This is a genomic window from Arthrobacter sp. WCS2018Hpa-7 (assembly GCF_031843805.1).
Taxonomy (GTDB): Bacteria; Actinomycetota; Actinomycetes; order Actinomycetales; family Micrococcaceae; genus Arthrobacter.
Genome location: NZ_JAVTJB010000025.1, coordinates 23,729 through 38,812, shown reverse-complemented (window position 1 = coordinate 38,812; position 15,084 = coordinate 23,729). Strand labels below are relative to the sequence as shown.

At 62.9% G+C, this 15,084-nt stretch carries 15 protein-coding genes; 8 read left to right on the top strand and 7 right to left on the bottom strand.

What is annotated here, in order from left to right; translation table 11 throughout:
• Positions 1-2: 2 nt before the first annotated feature.
• Positions 3-1,439 (bottom strand): GH32 C-terminal domain-containing protein, encoded by a 1,437-nt coding sequence (locus tag RQH14_RS20240; RefSeq protein ID WP_311214919.1) that lies wholly within the window; start codon positions 1,437-1,439, stop codon positions 3-5.
• A 327-nt stretch (positions 1,440-1,766) separates the two neighbouring features.
• Here RQH14_RS20240 and RQH14_RS20235 point away from each other — a divergent pair, with 327 nt between their 5' ends.
• The 3 genes from RQH14_RS20235 (at position 1,767) to RQH14_RS20225 (ending at position 5,851) form a co-directional block, all read left to right on the top strand.
• Entirely contained in the window at positions 1,767-3,326 is a 1,560-nt protein-coding gene (locus RQH14_RS20235; protein ID WP_311214918.1) for a glycoside hydrolase family 32 protein, read from the top strand.
• A gap of 164 nt (positions 3,327-3,490) precedes the next feature.
• The gene (locus tag RQH14_RS20230) at positions 3,491-4,063 is read left to right on the top strand and encodes a dihydrofolate reductase family protein (RefSeq protein ID WP_396137098.1); all 573 of its coding nucleotides are present in this window, start codon (positions 3,491-3,493) and stop codon (positions 4,061-4,063) included.
• Between the two features lie 129 nt (positions 4,064-4,192).
• Positions 4,193-5,851 carry a RecQ family ATP-dependent DNA helicase gene (locus RQH14_RS20225; RefSeq protein ID WP_311214916.1) on the top strand — a complete coding sequence of 553 codons (1,659 nt, stop codon included), beginning with the start codon at positions 4,193-4,195 and terminating at the stop codon, positions 5,849-5,851.
• A 59-nt stretch (positions 5,852-5,910) separates the two neighbouring features.
• Here RQH14_RS20225 and RQH14_RS20220 read toward each other — a convergent pair whose 3' ends face one another.
• A complete protein-coding gene (locus RQH14_RS20220; protein ID WP_311214915.1) occupies positions 5,911-6,825 on the bottom strand; it encodes an NAD(P)H-hydrate dehydratase in 915 nt (304 codons plus the stop codon).
• Positions 6,809-7,594 carry a histidine phosphatase family protein gene (locus RQH14_RS20215; RefSeq protein WP_311214914.1) on the bottom strand — a complete coding sequence of 262 codons (786 nt, stop codon included), beginning with the start codon at positions 7,592-7,594 and terminating at the stop codon, positions 6,809-6,811. Before RQH14_RS20215 ends, RQH14_RS20220 begins: the two co-directional genes overlap by 17 nt.
• 126 nt (positions 7,595-7,720) lie before the next feature.
• On the opposite strand from RQH14_RS20215, the gene RQH14_RS20210 reads away from it, so the two are divergent.
• Both RQH14_RS20210 and RQH14_RS20205 read left to right on the top strand, forming a co-directional pair.
• Positions 7,721-9,004 (top strand): FAD-dependent oxidoreductase, encoded by a 1,284-nt coding sequence (locus tag RQH14_RS20210; protein ID WP_311214913.1) that lies wholly within the window; start codon positions 7,721-7,723, stop codon positions 9,002-9,004.
• A gap of 106 nt (positions 9,005-9,110) precedes the next feature.
• On the top strand, positions 9,111-9,572 hold the full coding sequence (locus tag RQH14_RS20205; RefSeq protein WP_311214912.1) for a GatB/YqeY domain-containing protein: 462 nt from the start codon (positions 9,111-9,113) through the stop codon (positions 9,570-9,572).
• Positions 9,573-9,598: 26 nt separating this feature from the next.
• On the opposite strand, the gene RQH14_RS20200 is transcribed toward RQH14_RS20205, so the two are convergent.
• The 4 genes from RQH14_RS20200 to RQH14_RS20185 all read right to left on the bottom strand — a co-directional run bounded on the left by RQH14_RS20200 (position 9,599) and on the right by RQH14_RS20185 (position 11,827).
• Positions 9,599-10,330: a DUF72 domain-containing protein gene (locus RQH14_RS20200; protein ID WP_311214911.1), complete on the bottom strand. Its 732-nt coding sequence runs from the start codon at positions 10,328-10,330 to the stop codon at positions 9,599-9,601.
• 41 nt (positions 10,331-10,371) lie between these two features.
• The gene (locus RQH14_RS20195; RefSeq protein ID WP_311214909.1) at positions 10,372-10,587 is read right to left on the bottom strand and encodes a hypothetical protein; all 216 of its coding nucleotides are present in this window, start codon (positions 10,585-10,587) and stop codon (positions 10,372-10,374) included.
• Positions 10,588-10,775: 188 nt separating this feature from the next.
• Positions 10,776-11,177: a HipA domain-containing protein gene (locus RQH14_RS23185; protein ID WP_396136344.1), complete on the bottom strand. Its 402-nt coding sequence runs from the start codon at positions 11,175-11,177 to the stop codon at positions 10,776-10,778.
• 191 nt (positions 11,178-11,368) lie between these two features.
• Positions 11,369-11,827: a MarR family winged helix-turn-helix transcriptional regulator gene (locus RQH14_RS20185; protein WP_311214907.1), complete on the bottom strand. Its 459-nt coding sequence runs from the start codon at positions 11,825-11,827 to the stop codon at positions 11,369-11,371.
• Positions 11,828-11,966: 139 nt separating this feature from the next.
• Here RQH14_RS20185 and RQH14_RS20180 point away from each other — a divergent pair, with 139 nt between their 5' ends.
• From RQH14_RS20180 to RQH14_RS20170, 3 genes are read left to right on the top strand one after another with little or no spacing between them, the layout of a single operon-like run.
• Positions 11,967-12,920 (top strand): SDR family NAD(P)-dependent oxidoreductase, encoded by a 954-nt coding sequence (locus RQH14_RS20180; protein WP_311214906.1) that lies wholly within the window; start codon positions 11,967-11,969, stop codon positions 12,918-12,920.
• Positions 12,921-12,922: 2 nt separating this feature from the next.
• Positions 12,923-13,813: an amidohydrolase family protein gene (locus RQH14_RS20175; protein WP_311214905.1), complete on the top strand. Its 891-nt coding sequence runs from the start codon at positions 12,923-12,925 to the stop codon at positions 13,811-13,813.
• 10 nt (positions 13,814-13,823) lie between these two features.
• Positions 13,824-15,062, top strand: a complete 1,239-nt coding sequence (locus tag RQH14_RS20170) for an acyl-CoA dehydrogenase family protein (protein WP_311214954.1) — start codon at positions 13,824-13,826, stop codon at positions 15,060-15,062.
• Positions 15,063-15,084 lie beyond the last annotated feature (22 nt).

Sequence of the window (15,084 nt, the reverse complement as noted above, 5' to 3'; positions counted from 1 at the left end):
ATTCAGTTGTCGGTACGTTGGCGTATTTCAAGTTCGGTGACAGTGGCGGTTCCTTCGCCGGCGAAGACGCCGATCCGCCCGGTAGTGAGGTCGTACATCCTGGCGCTGAGCGCCACTTGGCGGTCGAGGACGGCGACGCAAATGTCGCCGTCGACGATGACCTCAAGGATGTGCACGCCGGGGGTGAGGTCGCAGGGCCGCTCAAGTTCGACGTCGAACGGGACGTCGCCGGAAACGTGCCACTGCGCATCGCCGGTGATGGCGCGCGGCCAGCGGTCGAAGACGAGCCGGCCACGCTTGGGTTCCAGGCGGAGGACGTAGGAATGGTCGCCGTCGTGGCTTGAGCGGAGCAGCAACCCGCACTCGGTGGTGTTCGCAGCGATGTCCAGCTCCACCTTGGCGTAAAACTGCTCGGGCAACTCCTGGTCGGACACCAAGGCGGTGTAGCCGTCGGGCACATCGAGCCGGGCAGGCAACGCACCGGTCAGCGACACCGGGACGTCATCCCAGAAGCTCTCTACCAGCTCATCGGCAAAGGAGAATCCGAGGGTTCCGTCCGGGTTTTGGCGGGCTTCCAGCACGGACATGGTGCCGGCCCACTGCCATGGCCCATGATCGGTGTTGCCTTCCTTGGTGGCAATCCAGCCAAAGAAGAACCGGCGACCGTCGCGCTCGGCGGACTTTGAGGCGTAAAAGGCGCGGCCGTCGATGCTGTCCAGGTCCGGCACCGTCCATGGGCCGTCGGGGCTCTTGGCCATGCGGTAACGGGTGGTGAACGATTCCGAGAACTCGGAGTACACCATGTACCACCAGTCACCCCAGGCGAAGACATCCGGGCATTCGTGGGTAATGTACCGGCGTGGGTCCCAGAACGGTTCGGTGTGCTGCCAGGTCATCAGGTCAGTGGACACGCACTGGGCTATCACGCCGCGGCGGCGTTCCGGACCGGTGGAGTGCCGGGCGGCCAGCAGCATCCTCCACTGCGACTTGCTGTCATCCCAGAACACGAAGGGATCTCGCCAGTCACCGGACTCGTAACCGTCCGGAGCGCCGAAAGTCAGTTCCGGATGTTTTTGCCAGGTCCGCATGCCGTCGGTGCTGGTGGCGTGCATGACCAACTGGAGGGGTGCGCCGTCGGCCCCGACGTTCCGGGGGTTTTGGCCGGTGTAGAAAAGGTGGTGGACGCCGGACCCGTCCACCACGACGCTGCCTGTGTAGGCGTTGAAGTCCAGGTCGGCTTCGCTTCCGTGCTGCAGGGCGACGCCGTGGTTTTCAAATTGCGTGAGGTCCTTGGTGGTGACGAGGTTCCAGGAGGTTCCAGGCTTGGGGTCCGAGCGGTCTTCGTGAAGGTAGAAGAGCCAGAACTCCCCGTCCTTCTCGAAAGGAATCAGGTCCCCAACCCATCCGTCGGAGGGTTGGAAGAAGGCTGAGTGTTTCATCGGCAGTGATGTCCATTCTGCTAAAGCGTTTGATCACTCGTAAGTTAGCGTGAAATATCGCGGCGATCAAGCGTTTTAGCATTTTTTGTTTTCCGCCAAAATTATGGTGCTAAAACGCTTGACCGGCGAAACGACCGCCGCTAATGTCCTGCGTAGCCGATGACTCACCGGACCGCTCGATGCTGAGCCGTCCGAACCCGGCCATGAGTACCTCCTACGACGTGCAGTACCAGGCTGCCCGGGACCCTACCCGACGGCCCCGCACGTTCATCACCATGACGTTTGGCAGGTCGTCGCGCCCGCCAAACACTGAGAGGAAACGAATCAATGACGTATGACATCTCTCGCCGAACCGCCCTGCAAGGTGCAGGAGTTGGTGCCTTGGCACTGTTCATGAGCAGCGCCATCCCCGTGGCGGCCCACGCCCAGGCGTCCCTCCGGGCGATCTACCACATGACTCCGCCCTCAGGTTGGCTGTGTGATCCGCAGCGTCCCGTTCATACCAACGGCGCCTACCAGCTCTACTATCTTCACTCCGGCCAGAACAACGGACCGGGTGGATGGGACCACGCGACTACCGGCGACGGAGTGTCGTACACCCACCACGGCGTGGTGATGCCACTGCAGCCGGACTTCCCGGTGTGGTCGGGATCGGCCGTAGTGGACACCGCCAACACGGCCGGCTTCGGGGCGGGCGCTGTGATCGCGCTCGCCACCCAGCCCACGGATGGCATCCGGAAATTCCAGGAACAGTACCTTTACTGGTCTACGGATGGCGGCTACACCTTTACCGCATTGCCTGACGCAGTCATTGTGAACACTGACGGACGGACGGCCACCACCCCCGCCGAGGTGGAGAACGCAGAATGGTTCCGCGACCCCAAGATTCACTGGGACGCGACGCGCAACGAGTGGGTCTGTGTCATCGGCAGGGCCCGCTACGCTGCCTTCTACACCTCTCCCAACCTGCGCGATTGGCAATGGAAGTCCAACTTCGACTTCCCCAACCACGCCCTCGGCGGCATCGAATGCCCGGATCTGTTCGAGATGACCGCCGGAGACGGCACCCGGCATTGGGTGTTCGGGGCGAGCATGGACGCCTACAGCATTGGCCTGCCCATGACCTTTGCCTACTGGACAGGTTCATGGAACGGTACAGCGTTCATCGCGGACAACCTCACACCGCAGTGGCTTGACTGGGGATGGGACTGGTACGCCGCCGTGACCTGGCCGGCCGTGGAAGCACCTGAGACCAAGCGCCTTGCCACCGCGTGGATGAACAACTGGAAATACGCGGCCCGCGACGTGCCCACGGACGCATCCGATGGTTACAACGGACAGAATTCCATCACGCGCGAGCTCAGGCTTGAGCGCCAATCGGGTGGCTGGTACACCTTGCTCAGCACGCCCGTTCCGGCGCTTTCGAACTATGTCACGTCCAGCACCACCCTTCCGGACCGCACGGTCAACGGCAGCTTTGTGCTGCCGTGGAGCGGGCGGGCGTATGAATTGGAGCTCGACATTTCATGGGACACGGCCGCGAACGTTGGAGTGTCAGTGGGCCGCTCGTCGGATGGCAGCCGCCATACGAACATCGGCAAATACGGCGACGAGCTGTACGTCGATCGCGCACCCTCGGACCAGAGCGGCTATGCGCTGGCCCCTTTCACCCGTGCCGCCGCGCCCATCGACGCCAACGCCAGATCCGTACACCTGCGCATCTTTGTCGACACCCAAAGTGTTGAGGTCTTTGTGAATTCCGGGCACTCGGTGGTTTCGCAGCAGGTACATTTCGCTGTCGGGGACACAGGGATTTCCCTCTATGCTGACGGCGGTCCTGCAAACTTCACCGGAATCACCATCCGCGAGTTCGGGAACCCGATCTAGGGCAGCACCCCAAGGCTGGAAACAACGACGGCGACGCTGCAGCGGGCGGAAGCGTCGCCGTCGTTGTTCCGGTATCCGCCAGACGGTTCGCATCTTGACAACCTTCACGCACCCACGACACTGAAGTCATGTATAGGAATTGCCGAGTCTCGGCCCAGTTTTCGATGTCCCTCGACGGTTTCATCGCCCGCGACGATGACACCGTGGGCCCCTTGTTCGACTGGTATGAGGCGGGGGAGGTTGAAACCTGGATGCCGGGACACCCCGAGCCGTTCCACCTCAGCGAAGCCGATGCTGCTTACTGGGACTCGCTTCCGCGCGAGGGGGCGTTCATCTCGGGCCGCAGGCTGTTTGATATCACCAAGGGCTGGGGAGGGCATCCGCCCAACGAATCGCCCACTGTGGTGTTGACGCACCGCGAACCCCCATCGGATTGGCCGCCCACCAGGCGGGACGGCCAGCCCGTGCCCTTCGAGTTTGCCGGGGACCTGGAAACGGCACTTGAGCGCGCTGCCGTTCTCGCCGCCGGCGGAGAAATCGGAGTTGCCGGGGCCGACGTCGTGCAGCAGTGCTTGAGGCGCGGCGTGGTGGATGAGCTCCGTGTGGACCTGGTTCCGGTGCTGCTCGGAAACGGTATCCCGTGGTTTGGAGCACATGATGGCGACCTCCTGTTTGATGAGCCCGTGATTGTTCCGGGCACCCGGGTGACCCACCTGATCTACCGGGTACACCACTAGGGAGCAGTCAGCAGGGCGTTATCCACAGCGGGTCAGGCAGCGCACGACGTCGGTCCCCGCCTCCGCTAGGCTGGTCACCACGGCTGATGCAAGTGGCCGCAGGAACCTCTATGCGGAGCCACCTACGAAATGTCTCTTGACCTTGCCCTGAGCGCCCTCGCGGCGTCTTCTTTTTCCCTCCCTGAACTGCGTGATGGCCAACTCGCAGGCATGAGCGCCCTTGTTGGGGGCCGGGATGTCCTGGCAGTCATGCCCACCGGGTACGGCAAATCCGCCACCTACCAAGTGGCGGCACTGTACCTGCACCAGCAGACGGGACGCCCCGCCGTCGTGGTGTCTCCTCTCATCGCCCTGCAGGAAGACCAGCTTGACGGGCTCACAGCGGACTTGGGACACCATACCGCCGTCGCCATCAATTCCTCCCGCAGCGATTCCGAGGTGGAGGCCGCCTGGCAAGCGGCCGAATCCGGGAAGGCCGCCTTCCTGTTTCTCGCCCCGGAGCAACTGGCCAAGCAGGCGACGGTAGACCGGATCGCCGCGCTGGACATCACCATGTTCGTGGTGGACGAGGCCCATTGCGTGTCCTCCTGGGGCCATGACTTCCGCCCCGACTACCTCGATTTGGGCACCGTCCGCGAACAGCTGGGCAACCCACCTGTAGTGGCGCTGACCGCCACTGCCTCCCCGCCGGTGCGCGAGGAAATCGTGGAACGGCTGGGCATGAAAGACCCGCTGGTCCTGATTCGCGGCTTCGACCGGCCGAACATCAGCCTCACAGTGGTCCGGCACCAGGAGGACAAAACCAAGCGAAAGGCCGTGCTGGACCACGTTGCCTCCCTGGCCGCGGCTCAAGGGTTGGGTTTGCTGTACGTTGCCACCCGCAAGGACAGCGAAAAGTACGCAGCAAAACTGGCGGATGCCGGGCTCCGTGCGGAGGCGTATCACGCGGGCAGATCGGACACTGACCGCGAGACCATCCATGAGTCATTCATGGACGACCAAGTGGACGTAGTAGTGGCCACTACGGCCTTTGGCATGGGCATCGACAAGCCCAATGTGCGGTTTGTAGTGCATGCTGACATACCGGCGTCACTGGACTCGTACTACCAAGAGGTTGGCCGGGCTGGGCGGGACGGCGGGCCCGCCGAGGCGATCCTGCATTACCGGGCGGAGGACCTGGGGCTGCGTAAGTTCTTCAGCACCCATTCCCCGGACCCCGATGCGCTCACAGCGGTGCTGAAGGTCATCAAGAATGCCGGCGCTCCTGCCCCGAAGACCGCGTTGGTGGAGCTCACGGGCTTCCCCGCGCGGCGGATCACCGCTCTGGTGAACCAGCTGGAAGAAGTGGGTGCCGTCAGCACGGGCAAGCGCGGAACTCGGCGTGAATCGAAAGCCAGGGTGTCCACTTTGGTAGGGCGTGCTGTGGAACGTGCGGAGGCCCGGCAGCGCGTGGAACAGTCGCGGCTCACCATGATGCGCGGCTATGCGGAAACGGACAGTTGCCGCCGTCAGTTCCTGCTCGGTTACTTTGGTGAGGACATGCCGGAGCCATGCGGCAACTGCGACTCGTGCGCTGACAGGCACGACGACGGCACACGGGACCGGGCGCCCGCCCCGGACGCGGGGGAGACGTTTCCCCTCCAGTCCACGGTGGTACACAAGGACTGGGGGCAGGGCCTGGTGATGCGCCACGAAAATGATGTCATCACTGTCCTGTTCGAACAGGAAGGCTACAAAACGCTGTCCCGTTCCGCCGTCGTCGAGCATGGTTTGCTGAAGCCTGTCTAGGTGCCTGCGGCAGCCGCCGGGCGGCTGCTTCAGGACGGGAGCTCCTTCAGGGCTGGAGCTCAGGTGTTGAGCTCCAGCATCAGGGCCGGTAGTTCGTCGGCCAGCTCGCGTGCCAGGAAACCCAGCGGGCCGAGCTTGCTGGCCAAACGGTCCGCCGCCGCAGCGTGAAGGTGGGTTCCCCAACAGGCTGCCTGCGCGTCGCTGGTTCCCCGCGCCCGCAGCCCCGCTACTGCGCCAGTGAGAACGTCACCGCTGCCGGACGTCCCCAACCCGCCATACCCCGTGGTGATTTTCCATAACTTCCCGCCTGCGCCCGACGGCTCGGCAATAACTCCCTGGCAGCTCACCACTGCATCAAACCGATCTGCCACAGCGGCAACGTCGCGTTCGAGGTCCTTCACGTCCCGGCCCAGCAATATGCCGGTCTCCGTCGGATTGGGCGTCAGGATCAGCCGTCCCCGCCACGGTTCGAGTTCGTCCTCGATCCTGCCCAGCACCCCCAGGGCAAAAGCATCAAGCACGACGGCGGGTCCTCCCGCGGTGCCGGCGCCGCCGTCGGATTGTTCCCGCTCCAGCAACGCCCGCAGCAGTGCCTCAGCGAGGTCGAGGTCATCCAGGCCGGGCCCAAGGAGGAGGGCGTCCGCCTTCTCCAGATAGCCGGCGATGCGGTCCAGGCCCTCGCTGGTCACTGAGCCGTGGGTGTTTTCGGGCAGGCCAACAGCTCCGCATTCAGGCAAGGCCACGCCAATCTGCACCGCAGCGGACTCGGCGACGGCCAGAGTGATTTTCCCTGCCCCGGCCCGAAGCGCTGCGGTGCCGGCCAGCAGCGCCGCGCCGGGCGTGGTCCGGGCCCCTCCGATCACCAGCACAGCTCCCCGCGAGTACTTGTCCTCGCCCGGTGCCGGCAACGGCCAGTCACGCAGCAGCGAGGGCGTCACCAGGATGGTGGCACCGGATTCACTGCGGGTGGACACTGGCGTCCCCTGCATGTTCGGTCACTGCCACTCCCTGCTCAGTCAGATGGTCAGCCACATTGAAGCTCTCCAGTTCCCAGGGGCCTGCGCCCGTAGGACGCACGTAACGGGTGATCGACGCATTCAGCACCGACGTGGTCGCAGCAAGGTCAAGGATTTCGTCCTCGGACATACCCTCCAGGACATAACGGACCAGCAGGATCACGGCATCGTGGCAGACCAGCATCACCCGGTGCCCGGTTCCCAAGGTGTTGAGCTCGTCCAGGATTGACCGCAGGCGGAGTGCGACGTCAGCCCACGATTCCCCACCGGGCGGCCGGTAGTACAGCTTGCCCAGCCATAGCCGCCGCTCGGCTTCGTCCGGGTACCGCGTCTCGACGCCCAAACGCGTCAACCGGTCCAAAATCCCTAGTTCCCGGTCCCTCAGGCGTTCATCGGTGAGGACCTTTACGGGCCATCCGGCAGTCTCCACGGCGATTTCCGCTGTCAGTCTGGCGCGGGCATAGGGGGAGGACACCACGGCATCCGGCCGGAACTCTTCGGCGATCCGGGCGAGTGCCGTTCCCAGTGCTTTCGCCTGCTCCTGGCCCGTGCCGGATAAGTTCACATCGGGATCCCTGGCTGGAACCTCGATAATCTCCGCGCCGGCCAAGCGTGCCTCCGTCGCGGCCACGTTGCCTTCGCTTTCACCGTGCCGGATCAGCAGCAACTCCACGGCACCGGCTTCCTGCACCGCGTCCGTCAACCCGTCCTCGTTCACAAAGATCACTCCTCCGCGTGCGTTGCCGAATGCAGAACACTACCCACTGGGTACCCACGAGGACCAGACAGTAAACGCACGACGGCGAATGCGAACCCCCTTTTGTCCGGACTGTGAGTGAAGTAAGTTGCTCGCATGGAGGACTCATACCAAGTCATCATTGTCGGTGCCGGATTCGCAGGTGTAGCGGCAGCCAAGGAACTCGGACGCAAGGGTGTGCGGGTCTTGCTGATCGACTCGAACAACTACCACCAGTTCCAGCCGCTCCTCTATCAGGTAGCGACGTCGCAAATTGGCGTGTCAGCCATTGCCCGGCCGCTGCGTTCAGTTTTCCGCCGCTACAAGACGGTGAAAGTCCTGACCGCGAGGGTGGAGTCGGTCAGTGCGGCAGAGCGGCTGGTCACCACCTCGGATGGCCGAACCCTGCGCGCGCGGATTCTGGTGATCGCTGTGGGCGCGGTTCCGAACTTTTTCAATACCCCGGGCGCGGAGGAGTTGGCGTTCCCGCTGTACTCCGTCACGGACGCCACAAGGCTTGGGACCGGGCTGACTCGATTGCTTGACCAAGCCGACAGGAACCCTGACGGTTCCGTGGATGTTGTGGTGGTGGGAGGCGGGCCCACTGGCGTGGAGACAGCGGGAGCGATGGCGGAGAACGTCAAATACGTGGTGAGCAAGTATTTCTCCCCGGAGCTCGCAGCACGGTGCCGGGTGCATTTGGTGGATATGGTTCCCAGTGTCCTGAATATGTTCTCTGCCAAGTCCCAGAGTTACGCCACCGAACATTTGAAGAAGGTAGGCGTCCAGCTTCACATGGGAGTGGGCGTCACCGAGGTCCGGCAGGACGGCGTTACCTTGGCGGACGGGAGCTCGGTCCCTGGACAAATCGTGGTGTGGGCCGGCGGCCTGAAAGCGGGAGGCCTTATCGCGGGCTCAGGTCTGGCCCAGGGGAGAGGGGGCCGCGTCGACGTCCATCCGGACCTGACTGCCCCGGACGTGGAAGGCGTCTACGTCATCGGAGATGCAGCCAACATCACCGATTCCACGGGGGCAAAGCTGCCCCAACTGGGTTCGGTGGCTCAACAGGCTGGTAAGTGGGCTGCCAAGAACATCCTTGCGGACCTCAGCGGAGGCAGCAGGGCGCCCTTCCACTATGTAGATAAGGGCTATATGGCGATGGTGGGTCGCGGCGCCGCAGTGGCAGAGCTGGGTCGCAAGCGCCTCCAGTTGCAAGGCATCCTTGCCTTCCTGTCCTGGCTGTTGGTGCACCTGGCGTTGCTGTCCGGGCTACAACAAAAGATTCGTGCCTTGTTCTCCTGGCTCAACGGCTATCTCCTCCATAGCCCTGCGCAAGTGGTGGTCAGCGGGCCCATCGAGAAGGAACCAACCGAACAGGATCCACCAGGCCCAAGCCTGTAGCATCACACCGCCCATGGTACGAGGCTGTCTCCGTGGGGCGGGAGACCTTGTTGTGCGGCCGAGCTGGGAAGATAGCAGTAGGAATCCCGAAACAAGGAGCAACATCATGACCCTCAAAGAACGCTTGAAAGCCGACGTAGTTGACCACATGAAAGCGGGCAACAAGGTTGCGCTGACCACAGTGCGCAACGTGCTGGGCGAGATCACCACCCGCGAAAAGTCAGGTAAGACGCCGGTGGAGCTCGACGACGCGCAGGTCACCTCGCTGCTTCAGAAGGAAGCTGCCAAGCGTCGGGACACGGCCCGGATCTACACGGAAGCCGGCGAAACCGATCGGGCTGCGGCCGAGGTGGCAGAAGCGGAGATCATCGAGGCCTACCTCCCGAAGGCGTTGACCCGCGAAGAAGTGGAAGCCATTGTGGACGAGGCCATCGCTGCGCTGAAGGCAGATGGGCAGGAGCTTTCCATGCGTTCCATCGGAGCCGTGATGAAGCCTGTCACGGCGAAAGTCGCAGGGCGCTTTGATGGCAAGACGGTCAGCGAGATCGTACGCGGCCGCTTGGGCTAACCACGGCGCGGCCGTCGGCCCGCAGGTCATTGGACCCCCAGCAGCCACCGCAGGGAGTCAGCATTCCGCACGGCGTTACCGCCGCCGTCGTTGTTGAAGTAGACGTACACGTCCTTGCCCGAGCCGCTCCACTCCCGAATCCTTTCCGCCCACCAGCGAAGATCCTCATCGGAGTAGGAACCGCCGTACAGGTGCTCGTGGTCCGGGCCATGCATGCGGACGTAGACAAACGGCGAGGTGGCCCGGAGGATGCACGGCAGGTTGGCGCCACTCATGATGCAGTAGGCGGCCCCGTGCCGTTCAAGCAGCGCATACACGTCCGAGTGGTCCCAACTGTCGTGGCGGAACTCGACTGCGACACGGATCCAAGGGGGCAGGGCTGCCAGGAAATAGTCAAGCCGGGCGTCGTCGCGTGCGAAACCGGGCGGCAGTTGCACCAGCAGAACGGCTCTTTTGTCGCCGAGCTCGTGCCAGCAGCGGGCCATCCGTTCCACCCAGATCTCAGGGCTGTACAGCTTCTTCGCATGGGTGAGCCCGCGGGGTGCCTTCACCGACATCGCAAAGCCGGCCGGAAGACGGTCACGCCAACTGGCGAACGATGTGTCCCGCGGCCAACGGTAGAAACTCGCGTTCAACTCCACGGTACTGAACCTGGCCGAATACAGGGCCAGGCGCTTGGACGCAGGCAGCCCCGGGGGATAGAGGACGTGCTCCCAATGGTCGTAGCTCCAGCCTGACGTGCCAATGTGGATGCCCATGGTGTGAATGTACCCGCGCTGGACTGTCCTTAACCCCGGTGTTACAGCTTGCCGCTCCGGGCAATCAACGCTTGGAGATCCTCGGCAACTTTGGCTACTTCGCGCTGGCGTGCGCTCCTGCTCGGAACGGATCCGTGCGTTGCTGGGCGAGCAGGACGGCTGGCGGGGCGGGTTTGGCGCCGGACTTGGGGATCGCGCACAGGTGCGTCAACGGCGACGTTGCCCTGCAGGGGATCGTGGAAGAGTGGGAGGTTCATGATCCCTGATCCTGACATACCTTGTTCGGCTCCGATATGGACAGATGCCTACCACCTCAGCGGACGGCTGTGCAGATGTCCATGTGAGGGCTAGGGCTGAGACGCCACAAATTCGCGGTGCAACTGGTTTCGTAGGTTCTGGTGCCGGAGGCCGGGCGGGGGCGTCTCCTTGCCCGGCCGTTGATGTACTAAGTGCGGGGCATTGTGCCAAAGACCGGGGAGAAAAGCTCAATTTCGGCCGCGGGTATGCGGCAAGCACGAGCGGCATCTCTCCACCCCATGACTGACTCAAACACTGCGCTCACGATCTCGTCCCGTTTGCCCGATTCGACGAAGTAATCAGCAACAGCCAGCAGGGCTTTCATTGCGTCGTCTCGCTTTGTGGCTCCATCGATTGATGTTGCGTGCTCTCCATCGACGTCAGGGTTCGGATTAACATCGAAGGCAGGCGACAACCGCCAACCCGTGTGGTGCCGAAGGAATCCGTGATTACGCAGGTGGTCATCGGTGTTGTTGACAACAATATTGAAAACGATCCTTCGGAAAAGCTGTTCTCTGTCTGCGGTGGCATCTTCGGAGTTCTCATCGATGACGTCCAGAAGGTCAAGATAGTCGCCATGGGCGCCGTCCTGTCCTGCAGCATGGTCATGGCAGAGACATAGCCGATCCTCTGCTGCTCGACGCGGTCGAATCTGTCAAGAACCAGGACAGGCCACTAAGCACGTTAATGCCCTCTTTGGTGAGCATTAGTTGGCTATTTTGAACGGAGCCGCAAGGCAACTTAACCCCACAGTGCCTTTTTGAGCAGCGCCCTCAGCTGGACGTTCTCATCCTCGGTCAATGCTGCGAGCTGGGTCTGTTCGCACACTTCGAGCCCGGCCCGCGCTTTGTTGTGGATCCGCCGGCCTTCCGCTGTGGAGACGATGATCTTGGCCCTGCGGTCCTGTTTGCCTTGGGCGCGTTTGACCAAGCCGCGGTGTTCGAGGTCGTCCACCAGGCTGACCACTTGGCTGGGGTCCAGGCTGAGGAAATCGGCCAACTCGCGTTGCGTGGGCTCCAGTCCGCTGCACGCCAGGGTCAGTACGGAAAATGACCGTTCCCGGAGGCCGTAGTCGGCCAGTGCCTTGTTATTCAGGAGCGAGCCTGTGGCATGAAGCTTGGCCAGCAGCAGGCCCACGTCGTTCCCGATTTTGGCCGCGGCCAAGCGCGGGATTTCCACTTCGGTACTCTGCGGTCCCATGACAACTCCAATAGTAATGAAAAACAATCGTTGACTTTTTCAATGATCCGTATTCTCATTGATCATGACAAGGATCTCACGACGCAGTGGGATCGGCCCCACCGGCTTCGGCCGGTTACTGCATGCGAAGGAGCACGCCATGAGCTTGAACGGCAAGGTTGCAATCGTCACCGGGAGCGGACAGGGTCTTGGACTCGCTTACGTGAGGGAACTCGCCCGCCAGGGTGCCGCCGTCGTGATCAATGACGTGAACGCTGAGACCGCTGCAGAGGCTGTCGCGCAGATTGAGGCCGACGGCGGCCGAGCCACCGCCGTGGTGGTTCCGGTGGGGGGCACTGATGCTGCGAAAGCCTTGGTGGCGGGTGCAGTGGAGGCGTTCGGCCGGCTGGACATCCTGGTCACGAACGCCGGGATCCTGCGGGATAAGAGCCTGTTGAAAATGACGGACGAGGACTTTGACCTCGTCATTAACGTCCATCTGAAGGGCACGTTCACCTGTGTCCGTGAGGCGTTCGCGTACTTCAAGGAGAACAACGTCGCGGGCCGGATCATCACCATCGGGTCGCCGACCGGCCAGCGCGGCAACTTCGGGCAGAGCAACTACGCTGCAGCCAAGGCTGGAATCGTTGGCATGGTCCGGACCTGGGCCCTGGAAATGAAGAAAGCCGGGGTGACGGTGAACTCCGTGATCCCGGTGGCGGCCACCGCGATGACCAAGACGGTCCCGTATTTCCAGAAGGCTGTGGAAGCGGAAGAGCGTGGTGAGGCCATGCCGTCCTTCTTCCGCCACGACCTCGGTTTTGGAACGGCCGACGACGTCGCCGGGCTGATTGTCTTCCTCGCCTCTGACGCGGCTGCTGGAATTACGGGCCAGGCGATCGGCGCCGGTGGTGACCGTTTGCAGGTGTGGACGCACCCGACGGCGGCGAGCACCGACTACCGCGAAGGCGGGTGGAGCTACGAGGCTTTGCAGGACAATGCCGACTCCCTGTTTGGTCCGGACGCGTTGCAGAGCTTCGGTGAGGAATTCTTGCCATTGCCCGCCGAACTGCAGCCCGAACCGGCTAAGTCTGTACCAGCACACGCGCGCTGATCATGGCCGAGCGTTATGAACTGGGCATCGACGCCTCGGCCCTTGAGGCGATCGACATGCACGTCCACCTCGAAGTGGACAGTTGCGGGCACGGGTCCCTCCCGGATGCGTTGACGGAGGCGTCGGCGAAGTACTTCAAGTCCGAGGACCGGACACCATCGCTGGACAGGATCGCCGAGGTGTACCGGGAGGTGAAAATGGCCGCCGTCGTCTTTACCGTGGACGCCCGGACCCAGCTCAAGCATGAACCGAACAGCATACCGGAACTGATCGCCGGGGCTGCCCGGAACAACGATGTGCTGATCCCGTTCGGCAGCGTGGACCCGCGGACGGGGGAGGACGCGATCGCCGGGGCGAAGCATCAGGCTCTTGAGTTGGGTGCCCGTGGCTTCAAGTTCCACCCATCGTTGCAGGGCTTCGACCCGTCCAGCGAGCAGTTCTACCCGCTGTGGGAGACCCTTCAGGAGTTGGGTTTGCCATGTATTTTCCATACTGGCCAGAACGGTATGGGTGCAGGCCTCCCGGGTGGTTATGGGATCAAGCTGGCGTACTCGAATCCGTTGTTGTTGGACGCGGTAGCCGCTGATTTCCCGGGTTTGCAGGTCATCATGGCCCACCCCTCGGTGCCGTGGCAGGACGAGGCAAACTCGATCGCGACGCACAAGTCCAACGTGTTCATTGACCTTTCCGGGTGGTCGCCGAAGTACTTCCCGGAATCGCTGGTTCGTCTGTCGAATTCGGTGCTGCAGGACAAGGTCCTGTTCGGCACGGACTTCCCGCTGATCACCCCGCAAAAGTGGCTCGGTGCGTTCGCCGAGCTGCCACTGAAGGACGAAGTTCGTCCGAAGATCCTTAAGGACAACGCGGTCCGACTGCTGGGTTTGGGTGGCTGAGATGACCACGATGACAGCAACAGATAAGGAACAGCGGCTCTACTCCGTCGCCGACTGGTACGACGCCGAGGCACTCCTGACCACGGAGGAACGCCGGGTGCTGGGCCGGCTGCGGACCTTCCTTGACGCAGAGGCGAAACCGCTGCTGGCTGAATACTGGGAGCGCGGCGATTTCCCCGAGCAGCTGGCTCAGCCACTGATCGATCTTGACGTGATGGAACCGGCCGATCTCACCGTGGACGCCCCGGCGAGAGGAATCTTCCACGGCTTCCGGATCTTCGAACTGGCCCGCACGGACGCATCATTGGCCACCTGGTACACGGCCCAGGCAGGGCTGTTCCGGACCGCGATCCGGGTGGGTGCTTCCGAGGAGCAGCAGCGTGAGTGGATGCCCAAGATCATCGACTTCTCCCTTAAAGGTGTCTTCTCGCTGACCGAACCTGAGCACGGTTCGGACATCGCCGGCGGTCTGTCCACCACCGCCCGCTACGAACCAGGCACAGGAACAGGCTCCGACGGCGGCTCTGGCCCTGACGGCGGCGCATGGGTTTTGGACGGCGCCAAGCGGTGGATCGGGGGAGCCTCCACGGCCGACGTGCTGTGTGTGTTCGCCCGGGACGTCGCCGACGGACAAGTCAAAGCGTTCCTCGTGGACCGGACCGCCACAGGCGTCAGCTTGGAGAAGATCCACGGCAAGACCTCGCTGCGGATGATGCAGAACGCCCACATCACGTTGAACAATGTCCGGGTTCCGGAGGTCATGCGCCTGCACAACGTGAACTCGTTCAAGGACGTTGCTGCCATGCTGCGGGCGATGCGCTCGGACGTTGCCTGGATCGCTACCGGCATCCAGGCCGGAGCGTTCGAAGCAGCCTTGACGTATGTGAAGGAACGCCAACAGTTCGGCCGGTCGCTGGGTTCGTTCCAGCTGGTCCAGGAAAAACTGGCCCGGATGCTCGGCAACATCACCGCTTCGCTTTCCCTGGTGGTGCGACTGACTGAGCAGCAGGGCTGGGGCATCTACCGGGACCAGGATTCGGCCCTGGCAAAGATGCAGACGTCCCTGATGATGCGCGAAACCGTCGCCCTGGCCCGCGAACTCGTGGGCGGCAACGGCATCACGCTCGCCGCCGACGTCGCGCGTTTCCATGCCGACGCCGAAGCCGTCTATTCCTACGAAGGCACCCACGAGATCAACGCCCTCATCATCGGCCGCGCTCTCACCGGTGCCAGCGCCTTTACCAGCTGAATCTCTTCAAACAACAACTGCC